This window comes from Pseudomonas sp. 28 E 9, from assembly GCF_900004785.1.
GTDB classification, from domain to species: Bacteria; Pseudomonadota; Gammaproteobacteria; order Pseudomonadales; family Pseudomonadaceae; genus Aquipseudomonas; species Aquipseudomonas orientalis_A.
In genome coordinates this window covers 93,875-120,180 of the sequence record NZ_CVTK01000043.1, presented here as the reverse complement: position 1 = coordinate 120,180, position 26,306 = coordinate 93,875, and the positions used below count along the sequence as shown (strand labels likewise).

Sequence of the window (26,306 nt, the reverse complement as noted above, 5' to 3'; positions counted from 1 at the left end):
CCTCATCCACTTTTAAGAACTGCCTGATGGCCGGCAGCTGACGCACCTTCGATTATGCGTTCATCGACCTACACGGATCATCAACATGAACGGCAAGTGCGTGAAGCAGAAAAACATCCTGGTGCTGTGCCGTCACGCCGGCGTCCTGCTGAAATACAGCGCGCTGTTGAACGACGTCGGCTACTTTCGGATCGGCCTGTGCTCATCGATCAAGGAAGTGAAGCGTACCCTGGCAACAACCCAACAGATCGACTGCTTTATCGTCGACGGTTTCAAGATTGGCACCGCCGACGAACAGCACATCCGCACGCTGAGTCACGGCTGCCTGATAAAGCGCTTTTTATTACTCGGTGACTTCACCTTCGCCGATCAGCCGAAAATATTTGCCTGGGCCAGGACCCATCATATTCAGTTGCTGGGGATGCTGAGGCAGCCAGTGAGTGCGGGTGAGTTGGAGCGGTATTTGCGGGTGCTGTAGCGTTGCGAGGCCGCACAGGGCGCTGATTGGAAACTGACCGACCCTGCCGATAGCCCTTCCCTTTTGGGCCAGGTTATCTAGTCGCGTTGATTTACGGTTGAGCGGTGCGCATGGGCTTTGCTGGATTACCAAAGACTGTTGTATAGGGTGCCACGCTTTTCGTTACAACGGACCCCATCCCAACAACGGCGCCCTCACCAATAACGATTGGTCTGTCGGGGGAGCCTTCACGAATGATCGCGCCAGTTCCAATGTAGGCATGATCTTCGATGACAACACGTCCATTGCAGTGCACGTTGGGGGCGAACGTCACAAAGTTACCGATCACACAGTCGTGAGCAACATACGAATAAATGTTTGCATGAAAAAAATCACCGATTTTTGCATTCGCAGTGATAGTGGTAAATGGGCAGAGGACAGCGCCTTGACCAATAGTATTGTGGCTCAAATTTACCGCATTCAACGCTGAAATAGTAAATGGAGTGATGCCCGCCGAAATAAGGTGTTCGGAGATTTCCTGTCTATGTTTACTGTCAGCGATGGCAATGTTGAAAAATTTATCCCCCTCCATGTTCAAGAAAGACTCCCTGCTCACCACATCATAGCCATTAATAGTCTGATCTTTCGGGTTATCGACCACGAAGATAACTCTGAAACTGTGTTGATCTATTATGCTCGGCATTGTGTTGACCAGAGGTGCAACTTCACGGCCAAAACCGCCCGCGCCTACAATTGCGTAAATTTTCATATCAGCTCCTAAAGTGTTAGCTGAATTATCCGTGGTCTGAGCAATGCTACGGCCGAACGTTGTCAGTATCAGGAGTGTATTGAGTATTCCAGTGTGCTGTTCTCGGAATAACTGACTTCTTATTTATGTATTCAAGCGTCTCGCGCATTCATTGAGTTTTGTTCAAACCTTCTTCTCTCTCTGCGTTCCAAACATATTGGGTCGGCTGAGTGTTACGTAATCCATAATGTTGCCATTTCGCTTTTCAGGTCAAGGCCGGGGGCGGAGTTGCCATCGCGCGGATACACCTTGATGCCTCCAAAGAAGCTCTCCACCCTGCTCATCCAGGCAGCCAGCGGGATAATGCGTCTGGCCGGCCTTCTCGCTGAAGGATGGCGGCAGTGTGGAACTTGCCGTCAGAGGTATGGCCGTTGGAAGTTGGCGCGAATTCTGCTTAAGCCTTCCTCTGATCATACAGGACGACATTTCATTGACGGCAGTGTGTACCATGAAAAGCATCATCAAGTTGTTAGTTCCTGAGATGCCTAAAGTCGAGCAGATTCTCACTTACTGGCAGCAAATCGATGAAAACCAGTGGTACACCAACTTCGGACCGCTTGTAACCGAGCTCGAACGTCGGCTGTCGCTCTCATTCAGTCGGGAGCCAACGCAGGTGCACGTTGTATCCATGGCGAATGGCACCTGTGCGCTGCAAATAGCTTTGGAAGCGTTGAAGCTACGCCGTGGAGCGCGCGTACTGGTGCCCGGATTGACATTCGTCGCCACGGCAACTGCGATCATCCGGGCAGGGCTCACTCCCTTGATCAGTGACGTAAACGCCGAAAGCTGGTTACTGACGCCCGCTATCGCACGCGTAGCCCTTGCTGAAATGCCATTCGATGCAGTGATGCCGGTCTCTACTTACGGTTGCCCCCAGGATGTCACAGGCTGGGACCTGTTCACTGCCGAAACCGGCATTCCTGTTGTTATCGACGCCGCAGGTGCCTGGGGTAACCAGGAGATTGGCCTGACCACCAAAGTCTCCTTCAGCCTGCACGCCACTAAGGCCCTCGGTGGTGGAGAAGGTGGTTTCGTCGCGTCGCGGCACCTTGCCTATGCCCAGAGCATGCGAGCGTTGAGTAACTTCGGTATCGATGCACACAGCGGCGGGCTCGTCTTCGAGGCGGGTGAGAACGGTAAGATGAGCGAATATCACGCCGCAGTTGCATTGGCTGCCCTGGACAACTGGCCAACCGTTGCTCAAGCACGGCGCAATCTCCATCAGCGCTACACTGAACGGCTTCTGGAAAAAATTCCCGCGTTGAAACTCCAGGCCAAACCCATGGATGGCGTTTACAGCTTGATGCTGGTGCTACTGCCCCCGGGATTCCAGGCTACTGATATTCAACTGCGGCTGCTGGGCAAAAACATCGAAACCCGCCGCTGGTACTGCCCACCCCTCCAGGAGCACCCGGCCTTTCAGGGGTTCGCGATGGGCCCGCTGCCAATTGTTGAGCTCCTGGCCGAACGTTTGCTGGGTTTGCCATTCCACCTTTCATTGAACGATGCAAGCATCCAGAGAGTGATCGATTGCCTGGCTGAGCTGCTTGCCGAAAAGCAGGTGAATCAATGATCCAAGAACAATTAATGGCACCGTATAGGCCGTCCGTTAGAGATTCAGGCTGTCAGCCAGGCAGTGAAAGCGGCTTAAGCGAGTTCTACCTTCATCCCTTGTGCAAATTGGTGTGAGCATGACAAATCCCCTCTTGGCTGAACGCTTGCCGCTTGTGAGCATTGCGATACCGGCTCACAACCCGCGCTTCTTCGAAGTGGCGCTGAACAGTGCGCTCAACCAGTGCTACGCCAATATCGAAGTCGTGGTCACCGATGACTGTCGCGGCGATGGTATTCGTTTGATCACTGAACGTCTTGCCGCACAAACCACGGTGCCGGTTCGTTACGTGAAAAACGAACAGCAATTGGGCGGTCTGCTCAATCTCACCCGCGGCCTGGAAGAAGCCAGGGGTGAGTACATCAAGTTTCTCAACGACGATGACGTATTACTGACAGATTGTGTAACGCGCATGGCCGCTGTGCTGGATGCCCGCGCCGACATATCGCTGGTCACCTCGCGGCGCCGTTTGATAGATGCCCAAGGCGAGACGCTGCCGGACATCCTCGAGACGTCTAAAGTATTTGACGAGGATGTCTGCCTCCATGGCGCCGACCTTACTTCACTGCTCTGTGACTGGCCCGTTAACTTCATTGGCGAACCCACCACCGTCATGTTTCGCCGGGTTCAGGTGATAGACAAAGTCCCGAATATTTGCGCCCTTGGAGGCGTGCTCGTTGATGCGATCAACGATCTGGCGTTGTATGTGAACTTGCTGCAACACGGCCACTTGGCGTTTCTAAGTGAGCCTCTGTCGCTCTTTCGCCATCACGTCGAACAGCGCCAGAAACAGCCAGACATGCAAGACTTATTCAACGAGGGGCGTGCAAGGTTCGTCAAGCAGATACGTGCTCTGGGGCTGTATAACCCACAGCCGTTAAGGCAAGTGCGCCGAGCGCCGTTGTCAGCCGATCAGGCCTTTCAACTGTTTCGGTTGCGAGAGGCTTACCTGGCGCCTGACAGCCTGAACCTCTATACCGCCGGCAGCATTATCCCCTTCGCCGAGCAGTGCGAAGTCCTGTTCTTGGGTCAACCCTGGCTTGAAGACGGTGAGCCGCCAATCGGAGTCGTCATCCATGCGTATTACCCGGGTGAGCTGAAGGAAATCCTGCGCCGGTTGATGCAATTGAATGAACACCTGCACCTCTACGTCACCTGCGTGGGAGGTGATGATAAAGAGGTGGGCGACCTGCTGGCAGCGAGCGGGCTGAGCTATTCGTTGTATCGGGTACCCAATCACGGAAGGGATATTTTGCCGTTCCTGCGAGTGCTGCCGTTTTTACGTGCAGACAACATCCAGACGGTGGTCAAACTCCACACCAAGCGTTCGCTGCACATGGAAAGCGCTTGGGCCCAAGACCTTTTCAATGATCTGCTAAACCCTGTGCGCTTCAGGGAATCAGTAGAGTACCTTGCCGACCCAATGCATCATCCGCTACTCGGCACTGAGCCTTACCGACAGGCGGTGGCCAAAAACCTTAGTGAGGCCAACTACTCTCACCTCCTTACTCTCGCTAAGCGTGCTGGCATTGATCCACAGCGAATAGGCCAGGCAGATTTTTTTGCCGGTACCATGTTCTTTGTGCGAAGAGAGGTGTTGGCTCACTTAGAACAGATGCATTTGACCGACGAAGATTTTGAAACTGAATGCGGTCAGTTGGACGGCACCATGGCCCACGCCCTGGAACGGTTTTTTGGCGTGTTGGCGAATGTGGGTAAAGAGCAACGCGATATCAATCTGTATCGTCGCTGGCTGGATACCCGGCAACTATCCGCCGCTGAGTTCGAAGGTTTGCCCGCACGGCTTGCAAATTGGCAGCAGCACCCAAACATTCTGGTGGTGTTGACTGATACCACAGGTGACATTGCGCAGTTACGTTCCAGCCTGGAAAGCATTGATCGCCAGCTTTACGGCGCGGCAGCCATCGCGGTGCTTTCTAACGCCGAGCCTGTCGGGGTAGCGGCGGCCGACAATTTGGTCTGGCTGCCGCTCGCTGAGTGCTGGCCAAGCCAGCTGAATGAGCTGCTGCAAGGGATCGATGTCGACTGGTGCTATTTGCTTCGGGGTGGAGACCAGATCGACCCCCACGCATTGCTGCTGCTCGCCGAGGGTATAGCCCTGAACCCGGGTATCAGCGTGTGCTACAGCGATGAAGACACGCTTACCCCAGAGGGTTGCCAAGACCCGATATTCAAGCCGGACCTGAACCTGGACCTGTTGCGCAGTTATCCGTATGTCGGCCGAGCGTTGGCCTTCAACCGAAAGGCCGCTCTGGATGCGAATGGCTTCGATCTCGCTTTTGCCGAACTGGCACCCCACGATCTGCTGTATCGGTTGATTGAAATTAATGGACTGGGCACTGTCGGACACCTCAGTGAAGTGCTGGTACATCATGCAATCAACTTCGGCCAGTGGCTGGTCGAACCCCAGGTCGTCAAGTACAGCGCTGCTATCGTCGAGGCGCACCTGCAACGTCTGGGCGTGGCTCATGAGTTGCGCCCAGGACCTTTGCCGATGGTCAACCGGGTGATCTACCAGCACACCTCACAGCCGCTGGTGTCTATAGTGATTCCTACTAAAGACCAACTGCCGATGCTGATGCGCTGCGTCGAAAGCGTCATGGAAAAAACCCGCTACACGAACTTCGAACTCATCATCGTCGACAACAACAGCGAAACGGTTGAAGCACAGAATTGGTTCGCGGGGATGGAGCGCCTGAACAGCGAAAAGGTGCGCATCCTGCGTTACCCCCACGCGTTCAACTATTCGGCGATCAATAATTTTGCCGTCAGCCACGCCCGTGGTGATTATCTTGTGTTGCTCAACAATGACACCGCCGTCATTGATGGGGACTGGCTTGGTTCGCTGCTCCATCACGCCCAGCGGCCGGAAGTTGGGATAGTCGGCGCCAAATTGCTCTTTCCCGACGGAACCATTCAGCATGCAGGTGTGGTGCTCGGCTTGCGTGGTTTGGCAGACCACGCATTCGTCGGTGCCCCGATGCAGTCCAATGGTTACCTGCACCGTCTCCAGGTTGACCAGAATTACAGCGCCGTGACGGCCGCCTGCCTGATGATCCGCACCGAGTTGTACCGCCAGGTGGGTGGCATGGACGAAACCAGCCTGGGGGTTTCTTATAATGACGTCGATCTGTGCCTGAAAGTCGGCCAGGCCGGGCAACTGATCGTGTGGACGCCTTATGCGCTTCTCATGCACGAAGCTAACGTCAGCCAGAATAAGGTCGACAAGGCGAAGTTGAACGTCAAGCAAGAGCGTTTCAAGCGCGAGCAGTCGGTGATGTACGAGAAGTGGCTGCCTCAGCTCGCTGGCGACCCTGCCTACAACCCAAACCTGACCCTGGAACGTGGCGGCTTTGGCTACGAATGCCGTAGCGAGGTCGCTTGGCAACCGCTGGCCGGTCGCTCTTTGCCTTACGCGCTGTGCTGTCCCTCCGACCCTTTCGGCATTGGACATTATCGTGTTCGCCAGCCCTTCGCAGCCCTTGAAGCCGCAGGCCTGATAGGGGGCACTGTAAGCAATTGGCTGCTTCGCCCCGTGGAGCTGCATCGCCTGGCGCCAGACACGATCATTTTCCAGCGGCAATGCAGTACGCCTCAGCTGGAAATCATGCAGAACACCCAGGCATTCTCCAAGGCATTCAAGGTTTTTGAGCTGGATGACTACATTCTTAAACTGCCCAGCAGCAACCCAAGCCGAGAACTGTTTCCCAAAGATATCGCCAAGCGCCTGAAAAAAGCTGTGGGTATGTGCGACCGGCTGGTGGTGTCGACCCAGCCACTGGCCGATGCGTTGAAGGGTTTTAACGCTGACATTCGTGTGGTGGAGAACCGCCTGCCAATTCACTGGTGGAGCGGGCTGACGAGCCATCGCCAACAAGGCCGCAAACCTCGGGTCGGTTGGGCGGGCGGGTCGAGCCACGGTGGCGACTTGCTCGTGATCGCCGATGTCGTTCGTGAACTGGCTGGCGAAGTGGAATGGGTATTTATGGGCATGTGCCCACCTGAACTTCGTCCGTATGTCCATGAGTTCCATAACGGCGTAAATATCGAGAGATATCCTGCACAGCTGGCCAACTTGAATCTGGACCTGGCGTTGGCGCCTTTGGAAGACAATTTCTTCAATGCCTGTAAAAGCAACTTGCGGCTGCTGGAATACGGCGCCTGCGGCTTCCCTGTGATCTGCTCGGACATCCTTTGTTATCGTGGTGACTTGCCAGTGACTCGGGTGCGGAACAAGTCAAAAGAATGGATTTCCGCTATCCGCGAGCATCTTGCTGACCCAAGCGCCAGCGCCGCTGCCGGAGAGGCTCTACGCAGCGCTGTCGTCGATAAATGGATGCTCCGGGATGAACACCTGGTTGCCTGGCGAAATGCCTGGTTCAGGGATTGACTGCTCCGCTTGTTATTTCAATGTCTTATCAATTCTGGAAGTCTTTTTCAGAGCTTCCCTCGTAATCATTAGAAGTAAGCGGAGAGAACCATGATAACTATTCAAGCGCTCAACGAATTTACCAGTGGCCCGGAGTTGACTGACAACATCACGCAGATCTGGGAGTTTATCGGCCAGCATTTCGAGCAGGCGCAGGCCAGCTTGCCGCCTGAGCTCGCAATGGAGCGTCGCGAGTTGTCGTTCCATGATCAAGTGCGTTTATTGGGCTACCTTACGTTTTTGATTGCCGAGCTACCGGGTGATTTGGTGGAAATCGGCGTGTGGAAGGGCAAATCGTTGATGCTGATGAATGAGGTGTGCAACCACGAGCGTCGCGTCATTGGTATTGACCCGTTCGAATTGCCAAACCAGTTCGAAGAGTTTAGTTATTACAAGGACCTGATGCTGCCTGATGCACAGGTGGTCCGTGGCTTTTCGGAACTGAGTGCCGAACGTTTCTACAACCTCGAGCCCTCCGTTGCGCTGTTGCATATCGATGGTGGCCACACACGGCGCAACGTGGTGCTGGATTTCCTGCTGTATTCGCCAAGCGTAGTCTCGGGCGGTTTCATCGTATTAGACGACTACCGCGATTTTCAGCACTCGCCAGAGGTGGGTCCGACGGTCGACTTGCTCAGAGCCACAGGTTTCTTTGAAGGTTTCAACGTGCTGGGCAGTGTGCACGGCTTCGAGAACAGCTATGTTCTGCAACGGATATGAGCGTTCCACGTGGAACATCAACTTTTTCAGTCCGGAGTCACTGCCGATACGCTCTCCAACCGATACCCATACCCATAAATCGTCAATAACTGCCAACCCCTGTCCGCAGTCAGCCCCAGCTTATTGCGCAGCCGATAGATATGCGTATCCAGCGGTCGCGAGGAGACCATTTCTTCGTGAGTCCAAAACCGTTCATACAGGTATTCGCGCGATAGTGGCCGCGCCAAATTGGCGAACAAGCAACTGGCCAAACGGTATTCACGTTCAGTGAGATTGATAGGCTTGCCCGAGCGGGTCACAGTCAGTTCAGCGTCGTCAAAGGTCAGGTCGTTGAAACTTTGCACTTCCTGGGTCGCCGACTTCTTTAGTCCATGGCGCCTTAGTACCGCCGTTACGCGAGCTTTCAGCTCATTAGGGCGAAAGGGCTTGCTGACGTAATCATCGGCACCACTGTTCAGTGCCGTGACGATATCGTTCTCGGCATCCCGGCTGGTCAGCATGATAACGGCGGGCGGCGATTCCATGTGTTCACGCGTCCAGCGAAGAAGCGCGATCCCGGTGATGTCCGGCAGTTGCCAGTCGAGTATCAACAGGTCGAAGGTTTCCCGGCGCAGTTGGCGTAGCAGGTCTTCGCCGCGCTCAAAGCAATGCAGGGTCCAAGGCTGTTCGACGTTACTGGGGATCTGTCGCAGTGTCTGTTCTACCCGGCGCAGTTCTGCGGGTTCGTCATCCAGTATTGCGACACGCATGGGTGGGTCCTTTCTTCTTGAAGAGTACGGCAGTCGTCGGCACGTACTGCGCAGATGCCAGTCTTGAATCTGAAGAATTGTGCTCGGATTCGTCGACCCCTTGGATCTATCGGTACGATGGGGCTAATGAGCGGTTTTACACTTTAAAGTCCTCCGTACCGACAGGGGAAAGATACCGGCTCCCGACGGTTAGGAAAAGGATCAGCCGACGCATGCGCTGACGTAAACGGCTGTGTGCTGATCTCAGTGGCTCTCTGGAATGAACATCAGACAGAAAAATTTTTCCTGCATGCCGAAAAATGAGCTTCACTGGGCTCAAAGCTTCGTTCTCTGAAGTGCGCTGGTCGGCCCATGACGACAATAGCCAGCAGAGAGGAACCGCGACCCATGACAGTTCATATCACCCACCAACCACCCAGGCACATTGACCGATGACGCTCTGGAGCACGGCCGATAAACGTCAACCTACCCAGGCCCAGCGCTTGTTTCACCGTCTCGTGCGTGAGTGGTTGTGGATCGGTTTGCTGTTGTTGCCCATCACCGCTTACCTGTCGCTTAGCCCGGGCCTGGCCTTGAATAACCCGTTATACGACAGCCTGCGCCGCCTCACTCCACTGCCCGTGGACTCACGCATCCTGCTGGTGACCATCGATGAGGACAGCCTGAAACAGCTGGGGCCATGGCCCTGGCCGCCTAACGTGCACGCCGATCTGATCGGGCGCCTGAGTGCGGCGCAACCAGCAGGTATTCTGTTCGATGCAATCTTCAGTGACCCCGCCGCTCCCGCGAATGACAAGCGCCTGGCAGAAGTCGTGCGCGCGGCCCAGACCGATTTACCGCATGTGTCCTACGCCAGCGTGTTACGCGGTGAAGTGCCTGCCGAGCAACTGCGCAATCGCCTGATCCTGGTGGGGGCGACGGCGTCCGGGATGGGCGACCGGTTTGTCACGCCGCTGTCTTCCACGCCCGGTACTACAGAGGGGGTGGAGATTCAGACGAATGTGCTCGATAGTCTGTTGCAGGGGCACAGTACTGTCGATCTGCCCGGCTGGCTGGCGGCGCTGATGGCGACGTCACTGGTGGCGTTGTTGCTGGGTTTGCTGCTCTACCGTCCGCGTTATGCGTTGTGGATGACCCTGGGCTGCATGGCCGCAGCGGTGCTCGGCGCCTGGGCCCTGTTGCGTCTCGGCCATTGGTGGTCGCCTGCTGCCAGCCTGATCGGGTTGCTGCTCAGCTACTTGATCTGGAATTGGCGCCGCCTCAGCGTGATCATCGCTTACTTCGGCTGGGAACTGGCGCGCCTGGATAACGAACCCAAAGTGCTGCCTGAGCGCCGCCGTGCGCCCGTCAGCCAGGGTGATGTATTGCAGGCGCGTATCTTTGCCCTGGAGCAAGCCGTAAGCCGCACACGGGATACCCGGCGGTTCATGGCCGATGGTCTCGAATGCTTACCGGTGGCCACGTTGATTACCGACCCCAAGGGCAATATCTTGCTGGCCAACCGCGTTGCCCGCGAGGTATTCGGCAATGACCTTGTCGCCGAGAACCTGCTGGAGCAGTTGGCCGACCTGGGTTATCCGCCGTTGCACAATGGCGTGCGCGTTGCCCTCTCTGAGCTGGTGCTCGTGGAGTTCCGTGATATCCACCAACGCAGTCTGCGCATGGAGCTTGCGCCCTTGCTGCCGGCCGAAGGTGACACGGCCCTGGGTTGGCTGCTGAGCCTCACGGATTTAAGCAAGGAACGCGAGGCCCAACAGCATCGCGAAACCATGCTGCGCTTCCTCTCCCATGACCTGCGTGCGCCGCATTCGGCAATCCTCGCCCTGTTGGATCTGCATGAGAGTGAATCGCCCGTGTTCGGCCAGATCGAACAACAGGTCCGCCGTGCGTTGAGCCTCACCGAGTCCTTTGTGCAACTGGCGAAAGCGGAGGCTGATGGTTACCACTTCCAACCCACCCTGTTTGCCATGCTGGTGATGGACGCTTTCGATCAAGTGGCGGTTATCGCCCAGCTCAAGGGCATCCACCTGGTTCACGATCTGGATGAAGCGGATGAAGGCATGGTGTCGGCAGACCAGTCGCTGCTCACTCGCGCGTTGTTCAACGTGCTGGAGAATGCCATCAAGTATTCATCCTCGGGTACCACCGTCAGATTGAGGCACAGCACTGTAGAGGGCTGGTTGGAATGTCGTATCAGTGACCAAGGGCCGGGAATTGCTGCGGCGGACCTGCCCGAACTGTTCAGCCAGTATCGGCGTTTTGAGTCTGCGCAGGGCAGCGAGGGTTTGGGACTGGGACTGAGCATGGTCAAAGCGGTCGTAGAGCGTCACAAGGGCCACATTGGTTGCGAGAGCGTTGTAGGAAAAGGCACCACCTTTACCTTGCAACTTCCGTTATTGGAAGATCCCTTCGGGAACTGAAGTGCAGATTTCTCCACTTATGAGGTCTGACAACCTGGAGCTTTTCCATGAAAGAAATAAACCCGCAATTTAACTTTCCAACTATCGGCCCTTCAATCAACAGCGATCCTCAACCGGCATCGAAAACCACGATAAAAAATGTAGATGAAGCCCGCGGATACGTAGCGGCGTTAGGACTTCGCTACCAGGATCAGTTCTCGGCTGCATCAGCTGGCCTTGCGGAAAAAATGGGCAAGGGGCAACTTGATGAAGACAGCTATCTGCTGCTGACGAGCGCAATGGTTGATGCCAGTCAGGTGGCACTGGCGAGATAGACGATAGTCAGCACGCGCCGACGCCAGACGTTTAAAAAAAATGCCCCACATTACTGATGCGGGGCATTTTTTTAAAAGGTGTAGCGCCATTCCGAGAAAGGTGACTGTAACAGGCAACGCTGTGACAGAAAAACTTATGCACTTTTTACGTGATTTTATGAGTTTGGGAAATATGCAATGAAATCAGCTTGTTGTGACCATAAAAGCGCCACTCGACAGAAAATCATACACAGGTTATCCACAGTTCATTAGATCACTGTTGTATCGATCACCACCGGCTCCGGCGGCAATGAGCCCATGGCCCGTTGCTGCGCTTCATTCCATGCCGCAGCGCGGTCATTCAACGCGGCAATCGCGCGTGGGCCTTCGCCTTCTGCGTACATGGGTTCGCCGATCACCACGGTAATGGTGCCTGCGCGTTTGGCCCAGCCGGTCTTGGGCCAGAACTTGCCGGCGTTATGGGCAATCGGCAGCACCGGCAGGTTGGCGTTGACCGCCAATGCAGTGCCGCCGCGCGAGAACTTGCCGACGGTGCCATAAGGCACACGCGTGCCTTCGGGAAAGATCAGCACCCAAACGCCATCCTTGAGCAGCTCGTCGCCCTTCTTGGCGACATGCTTGAGCGCCGCCTTGGGATTGTCACGGTCGATCGCAATCGGACGCAGCATCGCCATGGCCCAGCCAAAGAACGGCACGTACAGCAGCTCACGCTTGAGCACCTGGCTCAGCGGCGAGAAGTACGCCGAGAGGAAGAATGTTTCCCAGGTGCTCTGATGGTTCGACAGAATCACGCAGGGCTGCTCCGGGACGTTTTCCGCGCCCTTGATCTCGAAGCGGATGCCCAGGAATACCTTGGACAGCCACAGCGCACAGCGGCACCAATACACATTGATAAAGCGATAACGCGCCTTGAACGGCAGGAAAGGTGCAATAAAAAAGCTCAGGGTGCACCAGAGAAACGAACTGGTGCCCAGCAGCAGGTAAAAGAAAAAGGTTCTGATGGCCTGCAAGATCGACATGGCGGCATTTACCGTTGCGGGACACGGCCCGCCTGTTAAAAGCGCACTCCCGAACAATCCCTGGTCAGGAAGTCGAGGGCGGCTAGTTGTTGATAAGTTCTGCGGCAACCGCCGCCAGATCGTCAAAAATCAAAGTGCCTACCGGCAGGTTTTTCGCCTGGGTCTTTTCGCCTTTCCCGGTCTTTACCAAAACTGGCTGAGAGTCGACGGCTTTGGCCGCCTCCAGGTCACCGAGACTGTCCCCGACGAACCATATCCCAGCCAAGGGCACCTTGTAATGTTCTGCAATAGTTTTCAGCATGCCAGGCTTGGGTTTGCGGCAAGCGCAGCCCTCATCCGGCCCGTGGGGGCAGTAAACCACCAGCCCCACCTCACCGCCCTGCTCTGCCACCAGCCTGCGCAAGCGCGCGTGCATGGCGTCCAGGGTGGCGATGTCGTAATAACCGCGGGCGATGCCGGACTGGTTAGTGGCAATGGCCACTGTCCAGCCGGCTTTGCTCAACTGCGCGATGGCCTCGATCGAACCGGGCAGTGGAATCCATTCCGCCACCGACTTGATGTAAGCGTCGGAGTCGTAATTGATCACCCCGTCCCGATCGAGAATCAGCAGTTTCAACATGATCAGCCCAGTACGGAAATGTCAGCGATATTAATGAACAGGCCACGCAGACGCGCGAGCATGGCGTAGCGGTTTTTCCGCACGCCGGCATCGTCGGCATTGATCATCACCGCTTCGAAAAACGCATCCACCGGCTCACGCAACGACGCCAGACGCGCCAGCGCTTCAGCGTAGTTACGCTCGGCGATCAGCGGCTTGACGGCGTTCTCGGCCTTGACGATGGCCGAGTTCAGCGAGAACTCCTTGGCATCGGCAAACAGGCTTGGGTCCACGTCGGCAGTGCCCAGGTTGTCGGCCTTGCTCAGCAGGTTCGATACGCGTTTGTTCACGGCGGCCAGGGCATCGGCTTCCGGCAATTTGCGGAACGCCTGTACGGCCTGTACGCGTTGATCGAAGTCCAGCGCCGAACCCGGCTGCAGGGCACGCACCGACAAGTAGACGGAAACGTCCACGCCTTCGTCTTCGTAACGCGCACGCAGGCGGTCGAACACGAACTCCAGCACTTGCTCGGCCAGGCCGGCTTGCTTGACCTTGGCACCGAACTGGCCGACGGCAAACACCACGGCCTGGGTCAGATCGAGGTCCAGCTTCTTGTCGATCAGGATACGCAGCACGCCCAGGGCTGCACGGCGCAGCGCATACGGGTCCTTGCTGCCGGTGGGCAGCATGCCGATACCGAAGATGCCTACCAGCGTGTCCAGCTTGTCGGCGATGGCAACGGCCGCACCGGTCAGGGTGCTCGGCAGCTCGGCACCGGCGCCACGGGGCATGTACTGCTCGTTCAGCGCCAGCGCCACATCGTTGGGTTCGCCGTCGTTGAGGGCGTAGTAGTAACCGGCCACGCCCTGCATCTCAGGGAACTCGCCGACCATCTCGGTGGCCAGGTCGCACTTGGACAGCAGGCCGGCGCGTGCGGCCCGGGCGGCGTCGCCACCAATGCGCGGCGCGATGTAGGCCGCCAGCTTGGAAACGCGTACGGCCTTGTCGTAGACGCTGCCGAGTTTTTCCTGGAACACCACGTTTTGCAGACGCAGGTTGAAGTCTTCAAGCTTCTGCTTCTTGTCCTGCTTGAAGAAGAACTCGGCGTCGGTCAGGCGCGGGCGCACGACTTTCTCGTTACCGGCGATGATCTGTTGCGGGTCCGTGCTTTCGATGTTGGCCACGGTGATGAAGCGCGGCAGCAACTTACCGTCCGCGTCCAGCAGGCAGAAATATTTCTGGTTGTCCTGCATTGTGGTGATCAGCGCTTCCTGCGGTACGTCGAGGAAGCGTTCTTCGAACGAGCACACCAGCGGCACCGGCCATTCGACCAGGGCGGTCACTTCGTCGAGCAGGCTTGGCGGCACGATGGCGGTGCCTTCCTGCAGGCGGGCCAGCTCTTCGGTGCGCTTGCTGATCAGCTCGCGACGCTCATTGGCATCGGCCAGCACGTAGGCGGCGCGCAGGTCATTGACGTAGTTGGCCGGCGCGGTGATGCGCACGCTCTCGGGATGGTGGAAGCGGTGACCACGGGAATCACGGCCTGCCTTCTGGGCGAGGATGGTGCAATCGATGACCTGGTCACCGAGCAGCATCACCAGCCATTGGGTTGGGCGTACGAATTCTTCCTTGCGCGCACCCCAGCGCATGCGCTTGGGGATCGGCAGGTCGTTCAGGGAGTCTTCCACGATGGTCGGCAACAGGCTGGCCGTCGGCTTGCCGGTGATGACCTGGCTGAAGCGCAGTTTCGGCCCGCTCTGGTCAATCTCGCTCAGCTCGACGCCGCACTTCTTGGCGAAGCCCAGTGCCGCCTGAGTCGGATTGCCTTCGGCGTCGAATGCGGCCTGGCGCGGCGGGCCGTCGAGGTTGATGTTGCGGTCCGGCTGCTGGGTTTCCAGCGCGGTCAGCAGCACCGCCAGGCGACGTGGCGCGGCGTAGACTTTTTTTGCAGCGAATTTCAGGCCGGCAGTGTGCAGGCCTTTTTCGATACCGGCCAGGAATGCATCGGCCAGGGTGTTGAGTGCCTTGGGTGGCAGCTCTTCGGTGCCCAGTTCAACCAGGAAATCTTGAGCACTCATTGTGCAGCCTCCAGCTTAGCCAACACTTCATCACGCAAATCCGGGGTTGCCATCGGGAAGCCCAGCTTGGCACGCGCCAGCAGATAGGCTTGGGCGACGGAACGCGCCAGGGTGCGCACACGCAGGATGTATTGCTGGCGCGCGGTCACCGAGATGGCACGGCGCGCGTCCAGCAGGTTGAAGGTATGGGAGGCCTTCAACACCATTTCATAGCTCGGCAACGGCAGCGGCTGGTCGAGTTCGATCAGGCGCTTGGCTTCGCTTTCATAGAAGTCGAACAGTTCGAACAGCTTGTCGACGTTGGCGTGTTCGAAGTTGTAGGTGGACTGCTCCACTTCGTTCTGATGGAACACGTCGCCGTAGGTGACTTTGCCGAACGGGCCGTCAGCCCACACCAGGTCATAGACCGAGTCCACGCCCTGCAGGTACATGGCCAGGCGCTCGAGGCCGTAGGTGATTTCGCCGGTCACCGGGTAGCACTCGATGCCGCCCGCTTGCTGGAAGTAGGTGAACTGGGTCACTTCCATGCCATTGAGCCAGACTTCCCAGCCCAGACCCCAGGCGCCCAGGGTCGGCGATTCCCAGTTGTCTTCGACGAAACGGATGTCGTGGACCAGCGGGTCCAGGCCGACATGTTTCAGCGAGCCCAGGTACAGTTCCTGGAAGTTGTCCGGGTTGGGCTTCAACACCACCTGGAACTGGTAGTAGTGCTGCAGACGGTTCGGGTTTTCGCCGTAGCGGCCGTCAGTCGGGCGACGACTGGGCTGCACATAAGCGGCGTTCCAGGTTTCCGGGCCGATGGCCCGCAGGAAGGTAGCGGTGTGGAAAGTGCCGGCGCCTACTTCCATATCGTAGGGCTGAAGTACCACACAACCTTGCTCGGCCCAGTATTGCTGGAGGGCGAGGATCAAGTCTTGGAAGGTACGCACGGCTGGCGTAGGCTGGCTCACGAAATTCACCTGTTACTTGGGCTGCGATTTAAAGAGCGGGAGTATACCCGATTCGGCCCCGCCACCACTCCCTGGAGCCTTATGCCACGCTGCTTTTGGTGTTCTGAAGATCCGCTGTACATGGCTTATCACGATCAAGAGTGGGGAACGCCGCTGCGCGATGCGCAGGGACTGTTCGAGTTGCTTTTGCTCGAAGGGTTCCAGGCGGGCCTGTCCTGGATCACCGTTTTACGCAAACGCGAGCATTACCGGAAGGTGCTGTTCGGCTTTGATGCGCAGCGTCTGGCCAGGCTGACCGACGCTGAAATCGAAGCGCTGATGCAGGACCCGGGCATCGTGCGCAATCGCCTGAAGCTCAACGCCACACGCCGCAACGCCGCGGCCTGGCTGGCGCTGGAAGACCCTGTGGGGTTGCTCTGGTCGTTTGTCGGCGGCAAGCCCAAGGTCAATCATTTCAAAGACCGCAGTGAAGTTCCGGCGATTACGCCTGAAGCCGAAGCCATGAGCCGCGCGTTGAAGAAAGCCGGCTTCACCTTTGTCGGGCCGACCATCTGCTACGCGTTCATGCAGGCCTCGGGCATGGTCATGGACCACACCCAGGACTGCGACCGTTACGCGGACCTGGTCAACGCCGGGTAGAATGCGCGCTTTGCGTACCACACACGATCAGGAGTGACCTGTGGAAAAGTTTAAAGGCGCCTTGCTGGTAGGCGCTCTTCGGTTGTTTGCCCTGCTGCCCTGGCGCGCCGTACAGGCCGTCGGTACGGGCATCGGCTGGATCATGTGGAAAACCCCCAACCGCTCCCGCGAGACAGTACGGATCAACCTGTCCAAGTGTTTCCCGGACATGGACCCAGCCGAACGCGAGCGCCTGGTAGGTCGCAGCCTGATGGACATCGGCAAGTCCCTGACCGAAAGCGCCTGCGCGTGGATCTGGCCGGCCCAGCGTTCCATCGACCTGGTGCGCGAAGTCGAAGGCCTGCACGTGCTGCACGATGCCCTGGCCTCGGGTAAAGGCGTGGTGGGCATCACCAGCCACCTGGGCAATTGGGAAGTGCTGAATCATTTTTATTGCAGCCAGTGCAAACCGATCATTTTCTATCGCCCGCCCAAGCTCAAGGCTGTTGACGACTTGTTGCGCAAGCAACGCGTGCAACTGGGCAACCGCGTGGCCGCCTCCACCAAGGAAGGCATCCTGAGCGTGATCAAGGAAGTGCGCAAAGGCGGCCAGGTGGGTATCCCTGCCGACCCCGAGCCGGCTGAATCCGCCGGCATCTTCGTGCCGTTCTTCGCGACCCAGGCGCTGACCAGCAAGTTCGTGCCGAACATGCTCGCCGGCCACAAGGCGGTGGGCGTGTTCCTGCACGCACTGCGCCTGCCGGACGGCTCTGGCTACAAGGTGATCCTGGAAGCGGCCCCGGAAGACATGTACAGCACTGACACCGCCACGTCCTGCGCGGCGATGAGCAAGGTGGTGGAGCGGTATGTCGGCGCCTACCCGAGCCAGTACATGTGGAGCATGAAACGCTTCAAGAAACGCCCGCCGGGTGAGGCGCGGTGGTACTGATTCACACCTGACTCAAAATCGCCACAGAACCCAATGTGGGAGGGGGCTTGCCCCCGATAGCGGCGGTTCAGTCACAGATGCATTGGCTGACACACTGCTATCGGGGGCAAGCCCCCTCCCACATTTGGATTCCGCTCAGGCCAGGCGGTCGAGTTTCTTCAGGAACACCATCATCTCTTTTTCGGCCTGTTTGTCGCCATGGGACTGGGCTGCTTCGATGCCCTTCTCCCACGCCTGGCGAGCGCCCACGCTATCCCCCAGCCCTTGCTGCGCCTTGCCCAACAGCTTCCACGCCGCCGAATATTTCGGATCGAACTCGACGCAGCGCTGCAAATGCTCCGCCGCCTTGGCGTTGTCCTTCAGATCCAGATAACCCTTGCCCAAGCCAAACCGCAGCAGCGAATTATCCACACCCTTGGCGAGCATTTTTTCCAGGGATTCGAGCATTTCGGTCACTCCGTTTGATCAGAAAAAGCTCAAGCCCACGTGGAACAGCTTCTCCACATCGCGGATATGTTTCTTGTCCACCAGGAACAGGATCACATGGTCACCGGTGGCGATCACCGTATCGTCGTGGGCAATGATCACTTCTTCATCGCGAATGATTGCGCCAATGGTGGTGCCCGGCGGCAAGCCGATATCGCGGATGGCCCTGCCGATGACCTTGCTCGATTTGGAGTCGCCATGGGCAATCGCCTCGATAGCCTCCGCCGCGCCACGGCGCAGTGAGTGCACGCTGACGATGTCGCCACGGCGCACGTGAGCGAGCAATGTGCCAATGGTAGCCAATTGCGGACTGATGGCGATGTCGATATCGCCGCCCTGGATCAGGTCGACATAGGCCGGGTTGTTGATGATGGTCATCACCTTCTTCGCCCCCAGCCGCTTGGCCAGCAGCGAGGACATGATGTTGGCCTCGTCGTCGTTGGTCAGCGCCAGGAAGATATCGGCGTCGGCGATGTTTTCTTCCATCAGCAGGTCGCGGTCCGAGGCACTGCCCTGCAACACCACGGTGCTGTCGAGCGTGTCGGACAAATGCCGGCAGCGCGTGGGGCTCATCTCGATGATCTTCACCTGGTAGCGGCTTTCGATGGCCTCCGCCAAGCGCTCACCGATCTGCCCGCCGCCGGCGATGACGATGCGTTTATAGGTCTCGTCGAGCCGGCGCATTTCGCTCATCACCGCACGAATATTCGCCTTGGCCGCGATGAAAAACACCTCGTCATCGGCTTCGATTACGGTGTCGCCCTGGGGCAGGATCGGCCGGTCACGCCGAAAAATCGCGGCGACGCGGGTTTCCACATTCGGCATGTGTTCGCGCAATTGACGCAATTGCTGACCCACCAGCGGCCCGCCGTAGTAGGCCTTTACCGCGACCAGTTGCGCCTTGCCCCCGGCGAAGTCGATCACCTGCAAGGCACCCGGAATTTCGATCAGGCGCTTGATGTAGTGCGTGACCACCTGTTCCGGACTGATCAGCACATCCACCGGAATGGCATCGTTGTCGAACAGGCCGGCGCGGGTCAGGTAGGCGGCTTCGCGCACACGGGCGATCTTGGTCGGGGTGTGGAAAAGTGTATGGGCGACCTGGCAGGCGACCATGTTGGTCTCGTCGCTGTTGGTGACCGCGACGAGCATGTCGGCATCGTCGGCGCCGGCTTGACGCAGCACGGTGGGGAACGACGCACGGCCCTGCACCGTGCGGATGTCCAGGCGGTCGCCCAGATTGCGCAGGCGCTCGGCGTCTGTGTCGACCACAGTGATGTCGTTGGCTTCGCTGGCCAAATGTTCAGCCAGCGTGCCGCCCACCTGCCCTGCCCCGAGGATGATGATTTTCATCCGGTCACTCCCTTAAAACCATTCAGCCGCGCGCGGCGGCGATCTTGATCAGTTTGGCGTAGTAGAAGCCATCATGCCCGCCTTCCTGCGCGAGCAATTGGCGACCGTGCGGTTGCTTGATGCCGGCCGTGGTCGCGAGGTCCAGTTCCCGTGCGCCGCTGGTGCGGGCGAGGAAGGCTTGAATGACCTCGGTATTCTCGGTGGGCAAGGTGGAACAGGTGGCGTAAAGCAGAATGCCGCCGACTTCCAGGGTGGGCCACAGTGCGTCGAGCAGTTCGCCCTGCAGCACGGCCAGGGCGGCGATGTCGTCGGGTTGGCGGGTCAGCTTGATGTCCGGGTGGCGGCGGATCACGCCGGTGGCCGAACAGGGCGCATCCAGCAGGATGCGCTGGAACGGTTTGCCGTCCCACCAGGTGGCGGTGTCGCGGCCGTCGGCGGCGATCAATTCGGCGCTCAAACCCAGGCGTGCGAGGTTTTCCCTTACGCGCACCAGGCGTTTGGCTTCCAGATCGACCGCTACCACACCGCCCAGGTCCTTTTCGACTTCCAGGATGTGACAGGTCTTACCGCCCGGCGCGCAGCAGGCGTCCAGGACGCGTTGGCCGGGTGCCAGGTCGAGCAGGTCGGCAGCCAGTTGTGCGGCTTCGTCCTGCACGCTGATCCAGCCCTCGGCAAAGCCCGGCAGGCTGCGCACGTCTGTGGCAGCCTGGAGCACGATACCGTCGATGCTGTACACGCATGGCGCGGCGTCGATGCCCGCCTCGTTGAGCAACTGCAGGTAGGCGTCGCGGCTGTGATGGCGACGGTTGACCCGCAGGATCATCGGCGGATGGGCATTGTTCGCCGCGCAAATGGCTTCCCATTGCTGCGGCCAGAACGCCTTCAGGGATTTTTGCAGCCAGCGCGGATGCGCGGTGCGCACCACCGGGTCATGTTCCAGCTCGGCCAGCAGCCCTTCGCTTTCGCGCTGGGCGCGGCGCAGCACGGCATTGAGCAAGGCCTTGGCCCAGGGTTTTTTCAGTTTGTCGGCGCAGCCCACCGTTTCACCGATGGCGGCGTGGGCCGGTACGCGGGTATAGAGCAGTTGATAGAGACCGACCAGCAGCAGCGCTTCAACATCGGCGTCGGCTGCCTTGAACGGTTTTTGCAGCAACTTGGCCGCCAACGCCGACAGCCTTGGCTGCCAACGAGCAGTGCCAAAGGCCAGGTCCTGGGTGAAGCCCCGATCACGGTCTTCAACCTTATCCATCTGCGTGGGCAGCGAACTGTTCAGCGATGCTTTGCCGTTGAGCACGGCGGCGAGGGCCTTGGCGGCGGCCAGACGCGGGTTCATTGGGCGACCACGCCGAGAACGGTGCTCAGGGCAAACTTCTCACGACGGCTGTTGAACAAATCGCTGAAATTAAGCGCCTTGCCACCGGGCAATTGCAGACGGGTCAGGCACAGCGCTTGTTCGCCGCACGCCACCAACAGGCCGTCCTTGCTGGCGCCGATAATTTCACCCGGAGCGCCTGTGCCCTCGGCCAGGGTCGCGGCCAATACTTTCAAGGCTTCGCCGTTGAGCGTGCTGTGGCAGACAGGCCATGGGTTGAACGCACGCACCAGGCGCTCAAGCTCCACGGCCGGGCGGCTCCAGTCAATGCGGGCTTCGTCCTTGTTCAATTTATGGGCGTAGGTGGCGAGGCTGTCGTCCTGCACTTCGCCTTCCAGGGTGCCGGCAGCAAGACCGGCGATGGCCTGGATGACGGCCGGCGGGCCCATTTCAGCCAGGCGATCGTGCAGGCCGCCGCCGGTGTCTTGGGCAGTGATCGGCGTGGTGACTTTGAGCAGCATCGGGCCGGTGTCCAGCCCTGCTTCCATGCGCATGACCGTCACGCCGCTTTCGCTGTCGCCTGCTTGCACCGCGCGCTGGATCGGCGCCGCTCCGCGCCAGCGTGGCAGCAACGAAGCGTGGCTGTTGATGCAGCCCAGGCGTGGGATATCGAGTACGGCCTGGGGCAGGATCAAGCCGTAGGCGACGACCACCAGCAGGTCCGGCTTGAGCGCGGCCAGTTCGGCCTGGGTGTCGGCATTGCGCAGGGTCGGTGGTTGCAGCACGGCGATGTTGTGCTCAAGCGCCAGCTGCTTGACCGGGCTGGGCATCAGTTTTTGCCCGCGCCCGGCCGGGCGATCCGGCTGGGTGTACACCGCGACGATGTCATAGGGGCTGGCAAGCAGCGCCTTGAGGTGTTCGGCGGCAAATTCGGGTGTACCGGCAAAAACAATGCGCAGTGGCTCGGTCATCGGAGTTCTCGTTAAAAGCGGTCACAAAAGAAAAAGGCTTGCCGCAGCAAGCCTTTGGAAGGAGGGCATCAAGCTTGCTGGCGATGCTTTTTTTCCAGCTTCTTCTTGATCCGGTCACGTTTGAGCGTGGACAGGTAATCGACAAACAGCTTGCCGTTGAGGTGGTCGCACTCGTGCTGGATACACACCGCCAACAGGCCTTCGGCAATCAGCTCGAACGGCTTGCCGTCGCGGTCCAGGGCCTTGATCTTCACGCGCAATGGGCGTTCGACGTTCTCGTAGAACTCCGGCACCGACAGGCAACCTTCCTGGTATTCGCCCATCTCGTCGGTCAACGGTTCGAACTCGGGGTTGATGTACACCCGGGGTTCGCTGCGATCTTCGGACAGGTCCATGACCACGACGCGCAGATGCACGTTGACCTGGGTCGCGGCGAGGCCGATGCCCGGGGCTTCATACATTGTTTCAAACATGTCATCGACCAACTGACGAACCTTGTCGTCCACTACGGCCACCGGCTTGGCGATCGTGCGCAGGCGCGAGTCGGGAAATTCGAGGATGTTCAAAATAGCCATAAGCGTAATTGCTGCACATGTGAGGTAGAGGCAAATCGGCGGTGGGATGGACCCAGGCAGCCGGTGTGAAACGTTCGAAAGCCGCGAAGGCTATGGCGTTTCACGCGAACGCACATAATAAAGGAGATTGACCCCATGAGGAAATCGCTACTCGTCTTGCTGCTGTGGGCCCCGCTGGCCATGGCGCTGATTCCACAGCCCGGCCAGCGCCTGGACCCTGTCACGCAAAAGGCCATACAGGGCTTCCTGCTGCACAACCGACTGCTCGACTCCCCCGAGGACCTGGACAACGCACCCTATATCGTCGCTGCCGAGGGCGGGCGCGTGCTGGGCGCCAACGGCGAGCGCGTCTACGCCAGGGGCAGTCTGGACCCGACCCAGCCCAACTACGGGATCTTCCGCCGAGGCAAGGTCTATACCGACCCCGACACCCGCGAACTGCTTGGAATCAATGCCGACGACATCGGCACCGCGCGCTTTGTGCTGACCGATGATCTCACCACCCTGGCTGTGCAAAGGGTTACCCAGGAAGTGCGTCCAGGCGACCGTTTGCTGCGCGCCGAACCTGGCGTAGCGCTGGCCGATCTGAAAACCGCCGCCCATGCACCCTTCGTTGAAGGTCACATCATCGACATTCCCAAGGGCGTCACGCAAATCGGCGTGCTGGATGCGGTGACCTTGAACAAGGGGCGCCGGGACGGTGTGGTCGAAGGCCAATTGCTCACGGTGATCAGGGCCGGCGCCTCGGTGCGCGACGCGCTGACAGGGGCCCCGACGCGACTCCCGGATGTGCGTGCCGGCACCCTGCTAGTGTTTCGCACCTATGAAAAACTCAGCTATGCCCTGGTTCTCAGCGCGTCCCGCCCGTTGGCGGTGATGGATCGTTTCGAGACTGACGATCAATCGCAATAAATAGCCTGCTAAATAAGTTACCAACAGAGTTATCCACAGCTTGTTCCGATCAAGGATGATCAGATGTTTCCGATAAACAGCAATCAAATTTCCCCGGCAGAGCTGGAAGCCCGGCTGCGCTTGCACCGGTTGCCGGAACTGGGTCCCAGGCGTTTTCATCGGTTGATCGAGGCGTTCGGCTCTGCTTCCAAAGCCATCAGTGCCCCTGCCAGTGCCTGGCGCGCGCTCGGGTTGCCGGCCGTCAGTGCCGATGCCCGGCGCAGTGCGGATATTCGCGATGGAGCCAGTGCGGCATTGGCCTGGCTGGCCCGCCCGGGCCAGCATTTACTGATGTGGGACCAGCCCGATTACCCTGCGCTGCTCGGCCAGACAGAGGGCGCTCCGCCGCTGTTATTCGTTGCCGGCGACCCATCGCTGCTGGAAAAACCGCAGTTGGCCGTGGTCGGCAGTCGTCGTGCTTCGCGCCCCGGCATGGATACCGCCGCCGCCTTTTCGCGCAGCCTTGCAAGCGCCGGTTTTGTCATCACCAGCGGTCTTGCGTTGGGTATCGATGGCGCGGCCCATCAGGCGGCATTGGACGTGGGCGGTCATACCATCGGTGTACTCGGCACCGGTCTGGAAAAACTTTATCCACAGCGCCACAGGAAGCTGGCCACGACCATGATTGACCAGGGCAGCGCCGTGGTTTCCGAGTTTCCACTGGACGCGCCACCCCAGGCCGGTAACTTTCCACGGCGCAATCGCATTATCAGCGGTTTGTCCCTGGGGGTCCTGGTGGTGGAAGCCAGCATCGCCAGCGGTTCGCTGATTACCGCACGGCTGGCGGCGGAACAAGGACGCGAGGTGTACGCCATTCCGGGTTCCATCCATCATCCGGCGGCCAAGGGCTGTCATCAGTTGATCCGCGATGGCGCGGTGCTGGTGGAAACCATCGAGCACATTCTTGAAGGCTTGCGCGGTTGGCAGGCGTTGTCACGCCCGGCCCCGGTGCCGGTTGTGCATCCGCTGGTGGCGCTGTTGCACGCGGCCCCGCACACCAGCGAAGCCCTGGCGCTTGCCAGTGGACGGCCGCTGGCCCAGGTGCTGGCGAGCCTTACCGAGCTGGAGCTCGAAGGCCGGGTGATCTGTGAAAATGGGCGCTGGCTTGCGCGTGGCGAGCGGTTGTAGCTGGGTTTTGCAACGAAGATCGGTAAACTGCCCAGAGCTTTAGTTCGGAGAGTAAACAATGGTCAACAGGTGGCGTGTGCTGGAAGCTGCACGAGAAATTCGCGCAGGTGCGGTGATTGCCTATCCGACCGAAGCGGTCTGGGGCCTGGGCTGCGACCCTTGGAATGAAGCAGCGGTGGACCGTTTGCTGGCGATCAAGAATCGCTCAGTGGATAAGGGCCTGATCCTGGTGGCCGATAATATCCGCCAGTTCGACTTCCTGTTCGAAGACTTTCCCGACACCTGGATCGAGCGCATGGCCAGCACCTGGCCTGGGCCGAATACCTGGCTGGTGCCGCACCAGGACTTGCTGCCGGAATGGGTCACGGGGGTGCATGACACCGTGGCGCTGCGGGTCAGTGACCATCCGCTGGTGCGGGATTTGTGCGCCCAGGTCGGGCCGTTGATTTCCACGTCGGCCAACCCCCAGGGCCGCCCGGCCGCGCGTACGCGGATTCGGGTGGAGCAGTATTTCCGCGGGCAGGTGGACCTTGTGCTGGGCGGCGCCCTGGGTGGACGCAAGAACCCGAGCCTGATCCGTGACCTGGCGACGGGGGATGTGGTGCGACCGTCCTGAGACCGAGTCGCGCCAATCGGGGGCAAGCCCCCTCCCACATTTGATCGGTGTTCGTCGTGACACCTCGGTCAAGGGTGGGAGGGGCTTGCCCCCGATGGCTTTCTTAAGGCAGCAGGATGGTTGAACCGGTCGTGCGCCGCCCGGACAACTCGGTCTGCGCTTTGGCCGCATCCGCCAGCGCAAAACGCTGGTTGATATCAATGCGCACCTTGCCGCTCTTGATCATCGAGAACAGGTCATCGGCCATCGCCTGCAAGTCCTTCGGGTTGCTCGCGTAGGTCGCCAGCGTCGGCCGCGTGACATACAGCGACCCCTTCGCCGACAGAATCCCCAGGTTCACCCCGTCCACCGCTCCCGACGCATTCCCGAAACTCACCACCAAGCCTCGCGGTGCCACGCTGTCCAGCGACGTCAGCCAAGTGTCCTTGCCAACACCGTCATACACCACGGGCACCTTTTTACCGTCAGTCAATTCCAACACGCGCTGTGCGACATTTTCCTTGCTGTAATCGATGGTTTCCCAGGCACCGAGGGATTTGGCCACGGCGGCCTTCTCCGGTGAGCTCACCGTGCCGATCAACTTCACGCCCAGCGCCTTGGCCCATTGGCAAGCCAGGGAGCCCACACCGCCTGCGGCGGCGTGGAACAGAATGGTTTCGCCGCCCTTCAGCTCATAGGTCTGGCGCAGCAGGTACTGTACGGTCAGGCCTTTGAGCATGGCACCGGCGGCCTGTTCGAAGCTGATTTCGTCCGGCAGATGCACCAGGTTGGCCGCAGGCAATACATGCAACTGGCTGTAGGCGCCGAGCGGGCCGCTGCCATAGGCCACGCGGTCGCCGACCTTGAATTGGCTGACTTCACTGCCCACGGCATCGACCACACCGGCGCCTTCGGCGCCCAGGCCCGAGGGCAAGGACGGTGGCGCGTAGAGGCCGCTGCGAAAATAAGTGTCGATGAAGTTCAGGCCAATGGCTTCGTTGCGCACCCGAACCTGTTGTGGGCCAGGCTCCGCCGGCGTGTAGTCCACATACTCAAGCACATCGGGGCCACCATGGGCGCTGAACTGGATACGTTTGGCCATCTACCTTCTCCTTGGGTCGAATAATCGAAGGCCCCTATCGGACTCCTAAGCTTGATCTTCGTCAACTGCGACGACACGGGGTGCGGTGGTA

The 26,306-nt window shown here is 59.1% G+C and carries 23 protein-coding genes; 11 read left to right on the top strand and 12 right to left on the bottom strand.

The annotated features are described in order from the left end of the window. Positions 1-85: 85 nt before the first annotated feature. Positions 86-478, top strand: coding sequence for a hypothetical protein (locus BFQ00_RS11855; protein ID WP_065933634.1), 393 nt, complete (start codon positions 86-88; stop codon positions 476-478). 91 nt (positions 479-569) lie between these two features. On the opposite strand, the gene BFQ00_RS11850 is transcribed toward BFQ00_RS11855, so the two are convergent. Then, positions 570-1,226: an acetyltransferase gene (locus BFQ00_RS11850; RefSeq protein WP_065933633.1), complete on the bottom strand. Its 657-nt coding sequence runs from the start codon at positions 1,224-1,226 to the stop codon at positions 570-572. Between the two features lie 487 nt (positions 1,227-1,713). On the opposite strand from BFQ00_RS11850, the gene BFQ00_RS11845 reads away from it, so the two are divergent. From BFQ00_RS11845 to BFQ00_RS11835, 3 genes are all read left to right on the top strand, one after another. Further along, positions 1,714-2,838, top strand: coding sequence for a DegT/DnrJ/EryC1/StrS family aminotransferase (locus tag BFQ00_RS11845; RefSeq protein ID WP_065933708.1), 1,125 nt, complete (start codon positions 1,714-1,716; stop codon positions 2,836-2,838). Between the two features lie 118 nt (positions 2,839-2,956). Further along, positions 2,957-7,288 carry a glycosyltransferase gene (locus BFQ00_RS11840; protein ID WP_170827552.1) on the top strand — a complete coding sequence of 1,444 codons (4,332 nt, stop codon included), beginning with the start codon at positions 2,957-2,959 and terminating at the stop codon, positions 7,286-7,288. Positions 7,289-7,378: 90 nt separating this feature from the next. Continuing rightward, positions 7,379-8,047 (top strand): class I SAM-dependent methyltransferase, encoded by a 669-nt coding sequence (locus BFQ00_RS11835; protein WP_065886714.1) that lies wholly within the window; start codon positions 7,379-7,381, stop codon positions 8,045-8,047. A gap of 26 nt (positions 8,048-8,073) precedes the next feature. On the opposite strand, the gene BFQ00_RS11830 is transcribed toward BFQ00_RS11835, so the two are convergent. After that, the gene (locus tag BFQ00_RS11830) at positions 8,074-8,796 is read right to left on the bottom strand and encodes a response regulator transcription factor (RefSeq protein WP_065933632.1); all 723 of its coding nucleotides are present in this window, start codon (positions 8,794-8,796) and stop codon (positions 8,074-8,076) included. A gap of 431 nt (positions 8,797-9,227) precedes the next feature. Between BFQ00_RS11830 and BFQ00_RS11825 the strand changes: the two genes are divergently transcribed. After that, positions 9,228-11,216, top strand: a complete 1,989-nt coding sequence (locus BFQ00_RS11825; protein WP_065933631.1) for a CHASE2 domain-containing protein — start codon at positions 9,228-9,230, stop codon at positions 11,214-11,216. Positions 11,217-11,263: 47 nt separating this feature from the next. Continuing rightward, complete coding sequence (locus BFQ00_RS11820; protein WP_065933630.1) at positions 11,264-11,530, top strand: hypothetical protein; 267 nt, start codon at positions 11,264-11,266, stop codon at positions 11,528-11,530. 248 nt (positions 11,531-11,778) lie between these two features. Here the strand turns inward: BFQ00_RS11820 and BFQ00_RS11815 are convergent, their stop codons facing one another. From BFQ00_RS11815 to glyQ, 4 genes are all read right to left on the bottom strand, one after another. After that, the gene (locus BFQ00_RS11815; RefSeq protein WP_065933629.1) at positions 11,779-12,549 is read right to left on the bottom strand and encodes a lysophospholipid acyltransferase family protein; all 771 of its coding nucleotides are present in this window, start codon (positions 12,547-12,549) and stop codon (positions 11,779-11,781) included. Between the two features lie 82 nt (positions 12,550-12,631). After that, positions 12,632-13,171, bottom strand: a complete 540-nt coding sequence (gene gmhB, locus BFQ00_RS11810; RefSeq protein ID WP_170827553.1) for a D-glycero-beta-D-manno-heptose 1,7-bisphosphate 7-phosphatase — start codon at positions 13,169-13,171, stop codon at positions 12,632-12,634. Further along, on the bottom strand, positions 13,171-15,225 hold the full coding sequence (gene glyS / locus BFQ00_RS11805) for a glycine--tRNA ligase subunit beta (RefSeq protein WP_065933628.1): 2,055 nt from the start codon (positions 15,223-15,225) through the stop codon (positions 13,171-13,173). Before glyS ends, gmhB begins: the two co-directional genes overlap by 1 nt. Continuing rightward, positions 15,222-16,175 (bottom strand): glycine--tRNA ligase subunit alpha, encoded by a 954-nt coding sequence (gene glyQ, locus BFQ00_RS11800; protein WP_003187265.1) that lies wholly within the window; start codon positions 16,173-16,175, stop codon positions 15,222-15,224. The genes glyS and glyQ overlap by 4 nt, the downstream gene beginning before the upstream one ends. Positions 16,176-16,256: 81 nt before the next feature. Between glyQ and BFQ00_RS11795 the strand changes: the two genes are divergently transcribed. Both BFQ00_RS11795 and BFQ00_RS11790 read left to right on the top strand, forming a co-directional pair. Next, positions 16,257-16,814, top strand: coding sequence for a DNA-3-methyladenine glycosylase I (locus tag BFQ00_RS11795; protein ID WP_065933627.1), 558 nt, complete (start codon positions 16,257-16,259; stop codon positions 16,812-16,814). A gap of 40 nt (positions 16,815-16,854) precedes the next feature. Beyond that, positions 16,855-17,742, top strand: coding sequence for a lysophospholipid acyltransferase (locus BFQ00_RS11790; protein WP_065895239.1), 888 nt, complete (start codon positions 16,855-16,857; stop codon positions 17,740-17,742). 135 nt (positions 17,743-17,877) lie between these two features. Here the strand turns inward: BFQ00_RS11790 and BFQ00_RS11785 are convergent, their stop codons facing one another. The 5 genes from BFQ00_RS11785 to def form a co-directional block, all read right to left on the bottom strand. Further along, a complete protein-coding gene (locus BFQ00_RS11785; protein ID WP_065933626.1) occupies positions 17,878-18,189 on the bottom strand; it encodes a tetratricopeptide repeat protein in 312 nt (103 codons plus the stop codon). Positions 18,190-18,207: 18 nt separating this feature from the next. Further along, on the bottom strand, positions 18,208-19,581 hold the full coding sequence (gene trkA / locus BFQ00_RS11780) for a Trk system potassium transporter TrkA (RefSeq protein ID WP_065886722.1): 1,374 nt from the start codon (positions 19,579-19,581) through the stop codon (positions 18,208-18,210). A gap of 22 nt (positions 19,582-19,603) precedes the next feature. Then, the gene (rsmB, locus tag BFQ00_RS11775; RefSeq protein ID WP_065933625.1) at positions 19,604-20,914 is read right to left on the bottom strand and encodes a 16S rRNA (cytosine(967)-C(5))-methyltransferase RsmB; all 1,311 of its coding nucleotides are present in this window, start codon (positions 20,912-20,914) and stop codon (positions 19,604-19,606) included. Further along, positions 20,911-21,864 (bottom strand): methionyl-tRNA formyltransferase, encoded by a 954-nt coding sequence (gene fmt, locus BFQ00_RS11770; RefSeq protein ID WP_065933624.1) that lies wholly within the window; start codon positions 21,862-21,864, stop codon positions 20,911-20,913. Before fmt ends, rsmB begins: the two co-directional genes overlap by 4 nt. Positions 21,865-21,932: 68 nt before the next feature. Then, positions 21,933-22,439, bottom strand: a complete 507-nt coding sequence (gene def / locus BFQ00_RS11765; RefSeq protein WP_005783383.1) for a peptide deformylase — start codon at positions 22,437-22,439, stop codon at positions 21,933-21,935. A gap of 135 nt (positions 22,440-22,574) precedes the next feature. On the opposite strand from def, the gene BFQ00_RS11760 reads away from it, so the two are divergent. The 3 genes from BFQ00_RS11760 (at position 22,575) to BFQ00_RS11750 (ending at position 25,134) form a co-directional block, all read left to right on the top strand. Continuing rightward, positions 22,575-23,351 carry a peptidoglycan-binding protein gene (locus BFQ00_RS11760; protein ID WP_065933623.1) on the top strand — a complete coding sequence of 259 codons (777 nt, stop codon included), beginning with the start codon at positions 22,575-22,577 and terminating at the stop codon, positions 23,349-23,351. 63 nt (positions 23,352-23,414) lie between these two features. Then, a complete protein-coding gene (gene dprA, locus BFQ00_RS11755) occupies positions 23,415-24,518 on the top strand; it encodes a DNA-processing protein DprA (RefSeq protein ID WP_065933622.1) in 1,104 nt (367 codons plus the stop codon). Between the two features lie 58 nt (positions 24,519-24,576). Next, positions 24,577-25,134: an L-threonylcarbamoyladenylate synthase gene (locus BFQ00_RS11750; protein ID WP_065886727.1), complete on the top strand. Its 558-nt coding sequence runs from the start codon at positions 24,577-24,579 to the stop codon at positions 25,132-25,134. A gap of 103 nt (positions 25,135-25,237) precedes the next feature. Here the strand turns inward: BFQ00_RS11750 and BFQ00_RS11745 are convergent, their stop codons facing one another. Further along, positions 25,238-26,215, bottom strand: a complete 978-nt coding sequence (locus tag BFQ00_RS11745; protein WP_065933621.1) for an NADPH:quinone reductase — start codon at positions 26,213-26,215, stop codon at positions 25,238-25,240. Positions 26,216-26,306: the final 91 nt, after the last annotated feature.